Source organism: Paraburkholderia sp. J63, from assembly GCF_905220245.1.
Classification (GTDB): domain Bacteria; phylum Pseudomonadota; class Gammaproteobacteria; order Burkholderiales; family Burkholderiaceae; genus Paraburkholderia.
The window spans coordinates 16,173-29,773 of sequence record NZ_CAJMZF010000063.1 but is presented as its reverse complement, the minus strand read 5'-3'; the positions used below and the strand labels follow the sequence as shown (position 1 = coordinate 29,773).

Sequence of the window (13,601 nt, the reverse complement as noted above, 5' to 3'; positions counted from 1 at the left end):
ACAGCGGCCAAAACGAAGATTCTGGGCGGCAACGCGCTGCGCTTTTTCGGCCTCGCGCAGACGGCTTCGGCATGATCGTCGTGCTCGCCGCCGTGCTCGTTTTAACCGCCGCGTCCTCTGGCGCGGCGGCACGCAAGCCCGATGTGGATTAGCTCAGGTGCGCGGTGCTTTCGCCCGCTTCGGCCTTGAGCAGATTGTCGAGCACCCAGAGCATTCGCCCCGGCCCCGCGTCGAATGCCGCGCTGATCTGCGGGTAGTGAGGCTTTTCCTTGATGCGTGCGTGCTGCGCTTCCAGCACGAGTTTGTCTTCGATGAATGCGGCCTCGGCGGTGTCGCGCAGCATCTCGCTGAGACCCGGGAGGTTCTGCTCATGGCGTGGCCCCCAGCAGTAGTAGTAATCGATCGAATCCTCGTCGCGCGGCGTCACGTACTGGCACGTCCAGGTTTCGAACAGCAGCTCGCCGCCGCTGCAGTCGTCGGCCGCGGTGCCGGGCGCGAAGACGCGGTGGTGCAGGATCCAGTTGCAGGGCACCGTGTGCTGGATCTCGAAGTAGACATCGACATGCGCTCCCGGCGGAAACAGATGCGCCACCGCCGCCTGGACCGGCACCGAGCGCACCCAGAAGCGCGTGTTCAGCCCGCGCGGCGTGATCTCGAACTTCGGCGACACCTCGGCGTAGCGCGTGCTGCCGCCGAGCGTGCGCTCGTGCACCCAGGCGAGGTGGCTCAGATCGGCGAGATTGGCGATTTCGAGCCGGTAGTTGGCCTTCACGTGCATCTTTCCCGGCAGCATGTGCCACGGCGAATCGCGCAAGGGGACGGCGGAGCAGATCAGCGCGGGGTCGGCCTTTTCGCGCTCGCCCATCCAGACCCAGATGCAATTGTTGCGCTCGACCACAGGATAGACGTGCGCGCAGGCCTGTTCGGGAATCCGCGTTTGCCCCGGGATTTCAATGCATTTTCCGTCGGGCGCGAACTTCATGCCGTGATACATGCAGCGCAGCGCGTCGCCTTCCTTGCGCCCGAGCGAGAGCGCGGCCTGGCGATGCGGACAGCGGTCCTCCATCGCGACCACGGCGCCGTTGGGCTTGCGGTACAGGACGAGCGATTCGCCCGCGATGCGTCGAGTGACGAGCGCGTCGTGCGCGAGCGTCACTTCGAAATCCCAGCCTGCGTGATACCAGCAATTCTTCAGAAACATTGTGCGTGCCTCCTCTTTGGATGTGGCATGGCGCGCGAGGCGACGGGCGTTGCTCGCGGCATGGCGGTGTTGATGACGGAAAATTATTGCGGGCGCGCGAACGCGAGGCACCCGCCGAATAGGCGGGCGTGACTGGGTGCTAACCCTGAGCGCGGGATAGACCCGATAGCTTCGCGAGCCCCGGCGCAGCGACCATGAGCGGCCCCTGCGTGCTTCATCGTTGCAGGGGATATTTCGGCAAACCACGGTTACACCAGTCACGACATGGCGGCGCACAGCGTGAGCGAGAGCACCGAGAGCACTATCTGGACCAAGCTGGTTCCGCCGCCGGACGCAGCGGGGCAGTTGCTGGCGCGCGAGCATCTCGCGGGCAAGTTCGCCGGCATCGGCAGCAAGCGGCTGACGCTCGTGTGCGCGCCGGCGGGTTATGGCAAGACCAGCGTGCTCGTCGCGGCATTCGCCAAGCTCAAGGCCGCGGGCGCGGAGCCGGGCTGGATCAGCCTCGATCACGACGACAACGATCTCGCGCGGTTTCTCGCCCATTGGTGCTCGGCCGCGCGGCTCGAACCGCTGCGCGCATCGGGCGGTGCAGCGCAGGCGCCGCGCGCGCCGGTGCGCGCCCCGCAACGTCTGCTGGCCTCGGAGTTCGTGGGCCGCCTGCAGGCGCTCGAACGCGCGTCGTACCTGTTTCTGGACGACTATCATCTCGTCTCCGATTCCGCGATCGTCGCGTTCGTCAACGAGCTGCTGCACGCGCCCGTCGACCGGCTCCATCTCGTGATCGCGGCGCGCGATGCGAAGACGCTGAACCTCGCGCGGCTGCGCCTGAACGATCAACTGCAGACGATCGAAGCGGGCGAGCTGAGCCTGAGCGCCGCCGAGACGAAGGCGCTCGTCGCGCGCGTGGGCGGCATCGACGCCTCGCCCGCGCAGATCGGGCGCATCCGCGAAAAGACCGAAGGCTGGGCCGCCGGCGTGCAGCTCGCGGCCATCGCGATGCGCGGGCGCCAGGACGCCGCGCAGGTGCTCGAAACGTTCTCGGGCGAGCACGCGAGCGTGGCCGACTATCTCGCCGACGAGGTGTTTCGCCAGCAGCCCGCCGCGGTGCAGGACTTTTTGCTCGCGACGTCGATCCTCGCGCGCTTCGACATCTCGCTCGCCGCAGCCGTGAGCGGCCGCGCCGACGCGGGCGATCTGCTCGAGAAGCTCGAACGCGAGAACCTGTTCGTCTTCAGCCTCGACGACGAACGGCGCTGGCATCGCTACCATCACCTGTTCTCGGACTTTCTGAGGCGCAAGCTGCGCGAGGCGCAGCCCGATCTCGAAGCGACGCTGCACGAGCGTGCCTGCACGTGGTTCGATGCGCGCGGCCATGCCGTCGAGTCGATCGGCCATGCGTTCGCCGCCGGCCAGATGCTGCGCGCTGCGCAACTGCTCGATCACTACAGTCAGCGGCTGATTGCCGGCGCCCGCACGGCGGAGCTCATGTCGTTCACGTCGCGCCTGCCGGCCTGGCTGCTCGACCAGATGCCGGGCGCGCTGCTCGACCAGGCGTGGCATCTGATCGCCTGCTGGCGCTTTGGCGAGGCGCGCGTGATGCTCGAACGCGTCGCGCGGATCATTGCGGAGCGCTCGGCCTTCGCGGCAAGCGACGAGCAGCGCGAGGAAGTGACCTTCCTCGGCCACAAGCTCGCGCATCGCGAGCTGATACTGGCGGTCACGCGCGACGACCTGGCGCTCACACGCACGCTCGCGAGCGCGTGGCTCGCCGCCGATACGGTGCCCGACCCGGTCATGCGCGCGACGGCCAGCTCGATTGCGGCGCAAGCGGGCCGCGAATCGTATCAGTACGATGGCGTGGCCGCGGCGGCGGCGACGGCGCTGCGCGAGCGGTTTGCCTCAGGCGGCGGCTATTTCTCGCTGGTCTATCACGAGTGCGTGTGCGGCGCGGCGTTTTTCGCGCGCGGAGAATTCGCGGCGGCGGAGCAAGGCTATCGCCGCGCGCAGGAGATGGCCGTCGAGCTTCATGGTGAATACTCGGCGCTCAGCGCGTTTCCCGCCGCGCTGAGCGCCGAACTCCATTACGAGCGCAACGAGCCGGCCCAGGCGGCGCAATTGTTGCGCACGCATCCAATGACGGCCGAGTTCGGACTCGTCGACAAACTCGTGGCCGGCTTCGTGACGCGCTCACGCCTCGCGTCGCTGCAAGGAAGGCTCGACGAAGCGGGCAACGCGCTCGACGACGCGGCGTATTTCGCGGCGGAATATGGCTTCGAGCGGCTGCGCGCGCACGTGCTCAACGAGCGCGTGCGGCTGCTGATCGCGAGCGGCGAGGCGAAAGCGGCGAGCCGGCTATTGACGCAGCCGGGCGGCCCCGCGCACGACGCGCCGATTGCGCCTTGCGCGCCGCAGGATGGCGTGACCACGGTCCACGAACTCTATGCGATGGCGCACGCGCGCGCGTGGATCGCCAACGGCCGCGCGGGCGACGCCATTGCGCTGCTGCGGCCGTGGCTCGTGTTCTGCCGCGGCCGCCACAGTGTGCGATCGACGATCCGGCTGTCGATGCTGCTCGCGGCCGCTTACCTGCGCGACGGCAACCGGCTGGCCGCGCAACGCACGCTTGTCGAAGCGCTCAAGGCCGGCGAGCGCGGGCCCTTCATTCGCGCCTACCTCGATGAGAACGCCGAGGCCGCTCAGGCGCTCTCGGGACTGGGCGCCGTGGCGGCGGCCCAGTATCCGTTCGACCGTCTGCATCTGCAGGCCGTGCTCGCGGCGCGCGAGGGCAAGGCGCCCGCGGCCGCGCAGCCCGCGGTCGTCGCGGCATCGGGCGCGGATACCGTGCGCGAGCAGATGTCGGGGCGCGAGCTGCAGATCATCCGGCTCGCCGCGCAGGGGCTTCCCAATGGCGACATCGCAAGCTCGATGTGCCTCGCCGAAAGCACGGTCAAGTGGTACTGGCAACGCATCTTCGACAAGCTCGACGTGCGCCGCCGCGTGGACGCCGTCAAGCAGGCCCGCGAACGTCACTGGATCCGCTGAACGCCGTTGCCGTTGCATTTCGTTCCCCGCCTTTTCTTCTTTTCCCCTTTCCTTCGCTCATAGGTGCGGCCCGTTGCGGGCCATGCCGTTGCTTTCAATTGGCTGAACGAATTGTTGCGGAGACCTGACTGTCTTCGCTTTGCGCGCACTCGCGGATCGGGTTAGCACGGGTGGCCGCCAACCTATTTGATGGGTGACGCGCGTTGCGCCGCTCGCAACAATCCACGTACTCGATAGAGCACAACGAACCGATCACCCAGCGGCACGGATCCCGCCGTGCCCGGGTGCCTCGATCAAGGAGAGGGTTTATGAGCGCAAACAGGGTACTCGTCACGGGCGGCCACGTGATCACCATGGACGAAACGTCGGGCGACATGCCGAACGGCGCGGTCCTGCTGGAAGGCGACCGCATCGCGGCCGTGGGGCCGGCTGAGGAGTTCGCCGGCATCGATGCCGAGACGATCGACGCGAAGGGCAATATCGTGCTGCCGGGCATGATCGACAGCCATCGGCACACGTGGATGGCGCTGCTGCGCGCGATCTCGGCCGACATGTCGCTGCCCGAGTTCCTCGCGTCGACGTTCTATGGCATCGGCTCGGTCGTGCGCGCCGACGATCTCGGCACCGCGACGCTGGTGGGCGCGCTAGAGGCCATCGACTCGGGCGTGACGACCATCATGGACTGCTGCGATTGCGTGAACAGCCCCGACCATGCGTTCGCGGCCGTCGACTCGCTGAAGGAAGCGGGAATTCGCGGTGTCTACGCGTACGGCTTCCAGTCGTTCGATTTCCAGCCGCCCGCGTTCGGCGCACATCGCGAGCGGTTGGCCACAGCGCGCGAGCTGCACCGCCGCCACTTCGCGCACGGCGACGGCTTCCTGCGCCTCGGCTTCCTGCTCAGCGATTTCGGCACGATTGCCTTCGACGACACGGCCGCCGAAATCCGCCTCGCGAAGGAGCTGGGCGCGCTGGTCGCATCGCACACGGGCGCGGCCTCCAACTCGATCCTGCTCAAGGGCCTGCGCGAGCTCAACGACCACGGCCTGCTGCTGCCTGGGCATCTGCACATCCATTGCACGGCGCTGACCGGCCCCGAGTGGGAGCTGCTCGCGCAAACCGGCGCGCAGGTCACGATCTCGCCGGAGACCGAGATGCAGATGGGCATGGGCAGGCCGCCGTTCCGCGCGTGCCTCGAGCACGGCATCACGCCGGCCTTCAGCACCGATATCGTCTGCGTGGGCTCGGGCGACCTGTTCTCGCAGATGCGTCTTGGCCTGCAGTTCCAGCGCTGCATGGACAACGAATGCGTGCACCACACCGGCGTGATGCCGATGACGCTCGATCTGAGCGTGCGCGACGCGCTGAACTGGGCCACGCACGGCAGCGCCCGCGCGCTCGGCATGAGCGGGCAGGTCGGCTCGCTGACGCCGGGCAAGCAGGCCGACCTCATCATCCTCTCGCATCCGCGCGCGATGGTGCCGTCGAGCTATCCGGCGGGCTCGGCCGTGCTGCAGACCACGGCGTCCGACGTGGATACGGTGATCATCGGCGGCAAGCTCCGCAAGCGTCACGGGCAACTGCTCGACGTCGATCTCGCGGCGGTTCGCCAACGCGCGCACGCGGCGCTCGAACGCATCCAGCAGGCCGCGCGTGCGTTGCCGCCTTATGCGCCCGACGCGGTGGCGCAGTGGTTCGGCCGCGCCGAGCGCATGGCGAGCGTGAACTTCGCGGCGGCCTACGCGGAAGAACGATAACGGCGCGGCCCGCCTTCGTGCCGCCGAAGTGTGGCTAAAGCGTGGCACGAAGGCCGGGCGGACTACGTGCCGGGCAGGCGCACAAGTCCATAAAAATTGATTCGGATACCTATTCAAACGAGGTGGAGGAGAACATGAAGCTGCATTATTCGCCGCTGGTGGCGCTGTTGCTGGGCTGTCTTTCCGGCAGCGCGTGGTCCGCATCGCCGCAGGATCTCGCGCGGCTCGGCAAGGACCTGACGCCGGTGGGCGCGCAAAAGGGCGGCAACCAGGACGGCACGATCCCGGCGTTCGCGGGCAACCAGGCCGCGCCGGCGGGCTGGGCATGGGGCAAGCCGCGCGGCGACTTCTGGCCGTACCGCAGCGAGAAACCGCTGTTCGTGATCGACGCCTCGAACGTTGACAAGTACGCGGACAAGCTCACGCCAGGCCAGATCCAGATGCTCAAGCAGGTCAAGGGCTACACGATGCCGGTCTACCCGACGCATCGCGAATGCGGGCTGCCCGATTTCGTGCTCGAGAACACGAAGGAGGGCGCGGCGAGCTCGGCGATCGGCAAGGACGGCTGGTCGCTCGCGAAGGCCACGCTGCCGGGCGTGCCGTTTCCGGTGCCGTCGACGGGCATCGAGGTCATGTGGAACTGGCTCATGCGCTACCAGAGCGCGGGGATCGACGAGCCGGCCAGCTACGAGTACGTGTCGCCGCGTCCCGGCGGCGGCAACCCGATCATCGTGCGCGCGAAGCAGATCTATTACTTCCCCTGGGGCGGCAAGGGTCGCCACGCGCCGCAGGACAACGGCGGCCTGCAGATGGGCAATTACTACGGCTATACCGAGCCCGCCGCGCTCGCGGGCCAGGGCGTGATCCAGCGCTACTACTTCGACAAGGACGCTGATTCGTACTACTACTTTACGGGCCAGCGCCGCGTGCGTCGCCTGCCGAGCTACACCTACGATTCGCCGCTGATCGGCTATGAAAACGAGTATCCGGCCGATTCGGGCTGGGTGTTCATGGGCAATCCGGACCGCTTCGACTGGCGCCTCGTGGGCAAGAAGGAGATCTACGTTCCGTACAACAACTTCGCCATGCAGAACTTCAACGCGAAGCTCGCCGACGCGACGGGGCCCAACGCCGTGAACGCGTCGATGCGGCGCTACGAGCTGCATCGCGTCTGGGAGATCGAAGGCACGGTCAAGTCGGGCGTGCGTCATTCGACGCCGAAGAAAGTGCTCTACGTCGATGAAGACAGCTGGCTCGTGGCGCTCGGCGACGACTACGACGCGCAGGGCAAGATCTGGAAGGAGAAGGAGAACTTCGTGGCGCCGCAATGGGAGATCGGCGCCTGCGTGCCCGTGGCCGACGTGTTCAACGACCTCGTCAGCGGCCGCTACCTGCTCGACCAGACCGTGGTCGGCACCGGCATGGACATGAAGTTCTTCCCGCCGGGCAGCAACGACCCGCGCCTCACCGAAAGCTATTTCACGGGCGAGAACCTCGGCACGATCAGCGAACGCTGAGCGATGGCGGCATGACGCGGCGCCGCTGCGCCGCGCCTTCGCGCCGCCGTGGCGCGCGGTTCACGCATGCCCGCGCCATTCTCCACTGCCGCACGTCATCGCCGCTCCACGGCCGTTCCCCACGGCCGTTCATCACCGCTGTTTATACCGTTAGACCGCAGGGTGACCATGTACAAGAAAATCATTCCACTGTTCGGCGCCACGCTATGCGGCGCCATGGCCGCGCAGAGCGCGAACGCCTACGAGTTCACGACCGGATTCGGCGACCTGCAGGGCTCGTGGGTCTCGAACCTCACGGCCGGCGCGGGCATCCGCACCAAGTCGCCGAGCTGCTCGCTGACCGGCGACCCCAATGCCGGGGACTGCGGACCCGCGGCCAACGTCGCGCAATGGGGCGCCGCCGACGCGGGCGACCTGAACTACCGCAAGGGGCAGGCATTCAGCACCTATATCAGCGCGACGAGCGAACTGTTGCTCACGATGCCGTCCGAGGGCTACAAGTTCATGATTCGCGGCACCGGCATGTACGATTTTCTCGCGGGCGATACGGCGCGCACGCCGCTATCGAGCACCGCGAGCGCACAGGTCGTCTACAACGCGCAACTGCTCGACCTCTGGGCCGAAAAAGACTTTACGCTCGCGGGCAACTCGGCCCACGTGCGGCTCGGCAATCAGGTGATCAACTGGGGCGAGAGCTACTTTGCCTCGGGCGGCATCAACGCAACGAATTCGCTCGATATCCAGAAGCTGCTGATTCCGGGCTCGCAGCTCAAGCAGGCGCTGCTGCCCGCGCCGATGCTGAGCTTTTCGGCGGGACTGCCCGCGGGCTTCAGCACCGAGGGCTACTACCAGTTCCAGTGGAACGGCAACCGCTATCCGCCCGTGGGCACGTACTGGTCGCTCTCCAACGCCTTCGGGCGCGGCATGCTGCCCTATACGATCAGCACCAACAACTTCAACGTCAACGGCGTGGACGCGGGCACGATCGCCGGGTCCGCCTCGGGCAACGAGGGCGTGCTCTCGGCCGTGAATAGCGGGCTCGTCAACGGCGCTTACGCGGGGCCGCCGTACAACTCGCTCGGCATTCCCGTGTCGACCGAACTGCCCGCGAAATACCGTCCGCAATTCGGCATCAAGTTCGGCTACAAGCCGAAGAATCTCGACGTGAACTTCGCGTTCTACTACGAGAACTACACCGACAAATCACCCGTGCTCGCGACGCTCGCCAACGGCACGAACCAGTGGTCGTATCTGCAGAACCGCCAGCTCTTTGGCCTGAGTTCCGATTTCGCGCTCGGCGACTGGGCCATCGGCGCCGAGCTTTCCTACCGGCCGCACGATGCCGTCGCGCTCACGAGCTGCTTCGGCGCGGGCGGCCCGCCCGACCTCAACACCAATGGCGTGAGCGGCGTCGATTGCCAGCAATGGGTCGACAAGAAGAAGCTCCAGCTCGACATCAACGGCCAGTTGAACCTCACGCAGAGCGCGTATCCGTTCCTCAAGCTGATTCACGCGGACATGGCGGTCTTCACGGCCGAGCTCACGTGGATCTATTACCCCGGCGTGGGCGGGGCGGGCGTCACGCGCACGGTGGACGGCCAGAACGTCACGCAACTGCCGGCGGCCGGCTATTTCCCGTGGCTGAACAACAACTCGGGAACCGGCTATCCGATCCTCGCGGCGCAGGGCACGGCGAGCTCGGTGGGCGCCACCGTCGACTTCAACTGGACCTACGACGGCAGCCTGATTCCCGGCTGGCAAGTGACGCCGGGCGTGACGTTCTCGGACGCGCTCTATGGCTACACGCCGAGCTTCTCGGCCAATTACATGCAAGGGGCGAAGTCGGTGAACGTCTACGTGCTGTTCAACCAGAACCCCACGGTCTGGCAGGCCGGCATCAACTTCACGGCGTTCTTCGGCGGCCACGACACCGTGGGGCAACCCTACGCGGACCGCAACTTCGTAGGCGTCTTCGCGACGCGCAACTTCTGAACCGCGCGCGTTCAAAAAGGGGGCATTGTGTTACATCGGATGGTAGTGAAACTGGAGCGGTTCTTCTTCGGGCATCGCATGGCCGTGCTCGGCGTGATCGGCGCATTCACGGCGCTGATGGCCGTGTTCGCCGTGCAATTGCGCATGGACGCCGGCTTCCAGAAGCAGATGCCCATCGGGCACGAGTACATCAAGACGTTCCAGCAATATCAGGGCGACCTGCTCGGCGCGAACCGGCTGACGGTCGTGGTGCGGGCGCGGCACGGCTCGATCTGGACCGCCCAGGGACTCAAGCGTCTTTACGACGTGACCCAGGCCGTGACGTACCTGCCCAATGTCGACCGGCTCGGCGTCCAGTCGCTTTGGACACCGAACAGTTTTGTCAACGAGATCACGGAAGAAGGCTTTCGCGCCGAGCCCGTGATTCCGGGCACGCTCACGCCCGAACGGCTCACGCCCGCCGACATTGCCGCGATCCGCCGCTCGACCACGGACGGCGGCTATATCGGCTCGCTGGTCTCGCGCGATCAGGCGGCGGCGATGATCACCGCGGAGATCTCGGAAGTGGGCGCCGACGGCAGCAAGATCGATTACGTGAAATTCAATCACCTGATGGAGCGCCAGCTACGCAAGCCGTTCGAGGACGGCCAGTACGAAATCCAGATCATCGGCTTTGCGAAGCAGATCGGCGATATTGCCGACGGCGCGCGCGGCGTGCTCGTGTTCTGCGCGATCGCCTTGCTGCTCACTGCGCTCGCCGTCTACTGGTACTGCCATTCGCTGCGCTTCACGCTGCTGCCCATCGCGTGCTCGCTCACCTCGCTCATCTGGCAGTTCGGCACGCTCAAGCTGCTCGGCTTCGGACTCGATCCGCTCGGCGTGCTCGTGCCGTTTCTGGTGTTCGCCATCGGCGTTTCGCACGGGGTGCAGCAGATCAACTTCATCACGCGCGAGATCGCGCACGGCGCCGATGCGATGGACGCGGCGCGGCACAGCTTCGCGGGCCTGCTCGTGCCCGGCACGCTCGCGCTCGTGACGGCGTTCGTCTCGTTCGTGACCTTGCTGCTGATTCCGATTCCGATGATCCGCGAACTCGCGATCACGGCGTCGCTGGGCGTGGCGTACAAGATCGTCACGAATCTCGTGATGCTGCCCGTGGCGGCCTCGTATTTCACGTTCAGCCGCGACTATGCCGAGCGCGCGATGGCGCGGCACCTGCGCCGCTCGCGCTGGCTGCGCGTGCTCGCGCGCGTGTCCGAGCCGCGCAATGCGGCTATCGTGCTCGTTGTTGTCACGGGCGTGCTCGCGGCTTCGGTGTGGGAGAGCCGCGATCGCGTGGTGGGTACGCTGCAGCCCGGCGCGCCCGAGCTGCGGCCACAGGCGCGCTTCAATCGCGACGCCGTGTCGATCGCAAGCAGCTTCGACGTGGGGCTCGACTGGCTCACTGTCGTGATCGAAGCGCCACCCAACTCGTGCGGGAATCCGGCGGTGGGCACCTATGACGATAACCTTGAGTACGTGCTCGGTGGCGTGCCTGGCGTGGTCTCGGTGAGTTCGTATCCGGACATGCTGCGCACTTACAACGAGGGCTATAACGAAGGCAATCCGAAGATGAACGTGGTGCCGATCGATTCGTATAACTATGCAGGGCTTTCTACCGAGATCGGGCGTGTGCGCGGCTATATGAACAAGGATTGCAGCATGACGGCTGTGAATCTCTATCTGAGCGATCACAAGGCGAGCACCATCAATCGCGTGATCGACGCGGTCAAGCAGTATCGCGACGCGCATCCGGTGGCGGGTATCCGTGTGCGTCTTGCTGCTGGTAATGCGGGCGTGCTCGCTGCGATCAACGACGAAGTGGCGAAGAGCGAGTTGCCGATGATGCTGTATGTCTATGCGGCTATTGTCGTGCTGGTGTTTGCGGTTTATCGCGACCTGCGGGCGGTGGTTGCGTGCTGTCTGCCGCTTACGGTTGGGACGTTCATTGGCTACTGGTTTATGAAGGCGTTCGAGATCGGTTTGACTGTGGCTACGTTGCCCGTGATGGTGCTGGCGGTGGGTATTGGCGTCGATTACGCGTTTTATATCTATAACCGGCTGCAAGGGCATCTCGCGGCCGGAGAGCCTACCGCGAAGGCGCTCGAGCACGCGATTCTCGAAGTCGGTATGGCGACGATTTTTACCGCGATTACGCTGGCCGCCGGTGTGGCGACCTGGGGGCTCTCGGCGCTGAAGTTTCAGGCGGATATGGGGAAGCTGCTTGCGTTTATGTTTGTGGTGAATCTGGTGATGGCGATGACTGCGCTGCCGGCGTTGGCTGTGACGCTGGATCGGGTGTTTCCAAGGCGCAAGCCGGCGCGGGCGCCTGGGGTGCTTAGCCACTAAGGGCGCGGTTTCTTGTATTCGCGTTTCCTTGTATTCACGTCGGTATGCCAGGGTTGCCCCTGTGCGGGGCGGCACCTACTTTTCTTTGCAGCGGCAAAGAAAAGTAGGCAAAAGAAAGCCGCTCACACCGCCAGTGTGACGAAGTCCAAAAACTGCCGTTAAGGGGGAAAGGTATAGGAGCATCCGTCATTTCGCACCACCAAACAAAGTGACAAGGCACCCTCACATCCGGCGGCGCTGCGCGCGCCGTGGGGCATAACCGCCCCCCCCGGGGCGCATGCGTGGTCGTGTGTACAGATAGCCCCCTGGTTGCCCATGCAGACCCGACCGTTGCGCGCGTAGCGAGCAACGGGATGAATGAGTCCTTTGTCACTGAGTGGTATGGCGCGAGATGGCGGACGCGCCTATACCATTCCCCTTAAACGGCTGTTTATGGACTGCGTCACACTGGCGGTGTGAGCGGCTTTCTTTGCCTACTTTCTTTGCCGCCGCAAAGAAAGTAGGTGCCGCCCCGCACAGGGGCAACGCATGCATACCGACACGAACACAAGGAAACGCGAAAAGCCCATAAACCCGCACAAAAAAGCACCTCACGACCCCCACCCAAACCCACGGACCAAACAGAATGCCCAAGACCCTCCACACGAAACTAGCGCTGCTATCAGGCGCGGCGTTCCTCGCATGCACAGGCCACCCGGCGGCGACAGCAGCGGCCGCATCAACCCCCACCCTCACAATCGCCCCAGCACTCATCAACACAGCCGCGCTACACACACGCATGCTGGCCGCGGCACACGCCGGCGCGCGCATCGTGGCGGTTGGCGACCACGGCGTCGTGCTACTTTCCGACGACGGCGGCAAAACATTCCGCCAGTCCCAACAAGTACCCATAGCCTCCACACTAACCGCCGTATCGTTCGCCGACGCACACACGGGCTGGGCCGTAGGGCACTGGGGAGCGATCCTCAAGACGACCGACGGCGGCGAGCACTGGAGCCTGCAACGCCACGACACGAGCGTCGACCAGCCACTGTTCTCGGTCTACTTCCGCACGCCCGAAGAAGGCTGGGCGGTCGGCCTCTGGTCGCTGATGCTGCACACCACGGACGGCGGCGCCACGTGGTCGACGGTGCCGGTTTCGCCGCCGGGCGCGAAGCTCGCGCGCAATCTCTACGCCATCTTTGCGGGCGCTAATGGCGCGCTCTATGTCGCCTGCGAGCAGGGCCGCGTGCTGCGTTCGAGCGACGACGGCAAGACCTGGGACAGCATCGACACGGGCTATGCGGGCTCGTTCTGGACCGGGGCGGCGCTGGAAGACGGCACGCTCCTGGTGGCGGGCTTGCGCGGCACGGTTTACCGCAGCACCGATGGCGGCACGCACTGGCAGCCGGCAAAGACGCCGTTCAAGAGCTCGGTGACGGCGCTGGTCGCGGTGGCGGAGCGCAGCGTGGTCGCTGTGGGGCTGGACGGCATCTCGATGTCGAGCCGCGACGACGGCGCGAGCTTCACCGGCCGGCAGCGGCCCGACAGGACGGCGTTGACCGCGGCGGTGGTCGGCGCGGGCCGGAGTGTGGTGGTGTTCTCGGCGAACGGCCCTGAAGTGCTGGCGCGTTAGTCTCGTAGCGCGGCAGGCCGCGCCACCGCGCCCACTAGCCGGAAAAGATAGGTCCCACCGCACCAATCCCGAACGATACTCATTGCACACCA

7 protein-coding genes are annotated in these 13,601 nt (G+C 65.8%); 6 read left to right on the top strand and 1 reads right to left on the bottom strand.

Annotated elements, in window-relative coordinates; genetic code table 11:
- Window positions 1-148 precede the first annotated feature (148 nt).
- Window positions 149-1,201 (bottom strand): aromatic ring-hydroxylating dioxygenase subunit alpha, encoded by a 1,053-nt coding sequence (locus U5775_RS36090; RefSeq protein ID WP_322062920.1) that lies wholly within the window; start codon window positions 1,199-1,201, stop codon window positions 149-151.
- 279 nt (window positions 1,202-1,480) lie between these two features.
- Between U5775_RS36090 and U5775_RS36085 the strand changes: the two genes are divergently transcribed.
- From U5775_RS36085 to U5775_RS36060, 6 genes are all read left to right on the top strand, one after another.
- Complete coding sequence (locus tag U5775_RS36085; protein ID WP_322062919.1) at window positions 1,481-4,243, top strand: LuxR C-terminal-related transcriptional regulator; 2,763 nt, start codon at window positions 1,481-1,483, stop codon at window positions 4,241-4,243.
- A gap of 308 nt (window positions 4,244-4,551) precedes the next feature.
- Window positions 4,552-5,997 (top strand): amidohydrolase family protein, encoded by a 1,446-nt coding sequence (locus U5775_RS36080; RefSeq protein WP_322062918.1) that lies wholly within the window; start codon window positions 4,552-4,554, stop codon window positions 5,995-5,997.
- A 134-nt stretch (window positions 5,998-6,131) separates the two neighbouring features.
- Window positions 6,132-7,514: a DUF1329 domain-containing protein gene (locus U5775_RS36075; RefSeq protein ID WP_322062917.1), complete on the top strand. Its 1,383-nt coding sequence runs from the start codon at window positions 6,132-6,134 to the stop codon at window positions 7,512-7,514.
- Between the two features lie 168 nt (window positions 7,515-7,682).
- Window positions 7,683-9,506 (top strand): DUF1302 domain-containing protein, encoded by a 1,824-nt coding sequence (locus U5775_RS36070; protein ID WP_322062916.1) that lies wholly within the window; start codon window positions 7,683-7,685, stop codon window positions 9,504-9,506.
- 27 nt (window positions 9,507-9,533) lie between these two features.
- The gene (locus tag U5775_RS36065) at window positions 9,534-11,894 is read left to right on the top strand and encodes an efflux RND transporter permease subunit (protein ID WP_322062915.1); all 2,361 of its coding nucleotides are present in this window, start codon (window positions 9,534-9,536) and stop codon (window positions 11,892-11,894) included.
- Window positions 11,895-12,519: 625 nt separating this feature from the next.
- Window positions 12,520-13,509 carry a WD40/YVTN/BNR-like repeat-containing protein gene (locus U5775_RS36060; RefSeq protein ID WP_415913738.1) on the top strand — a complete coding sequence of 330 codons (990 nt, stop codon included), beginning with the start codon at window positions 12,520-12,522 and terminating at the stop codon, window positions 13,507-13,509.
- The last annotated feature ends 92 nt before the right edge of the window (window positions 13,510-13,601 follow it).

What these genes read in the sequence shown, in the direction of transcription:
- U5775_RS36090 (WP_322062920.1), bottom strand. Translation starts at nt 1,201, where the DNA reads ATGTTTCTGAAGAATTGCTGGTATCACGCAGGCTGGGATTTCGAAGTG.
- U5775_RS36080 (WP_322062918.1), top strand. Translation starts at nt 4,552, where the DNA reads ATGAGCGCAAACAGGGTACTCGTCACGGGCGGCCACGTGATCACCATG.
- U5775_RS36075 (WP_322062917.1), top strand. Translation starts at nt 6,132, where the DNA reads ATGAAGCTGCATTATTCGCCGCTGGTGGCGCTGTTGCTGGGCTGTCTT.
- U5775_RS36070 (WP_322062916.1), top strand. Translation starts at nt 7,683, where the DNA reads ATGTACAAGAAAATCATTCCACTGTTCGGCGCCACGCTATGCGGCGCC.
- U5775_RS36060 (WP_415913738.1), top strand. Translation starts at nt 12,520, where the DNA reads ATGCCCAAGACCCTCCACACGAAACTAGCGCTGCTATCAGGCGCGGCG.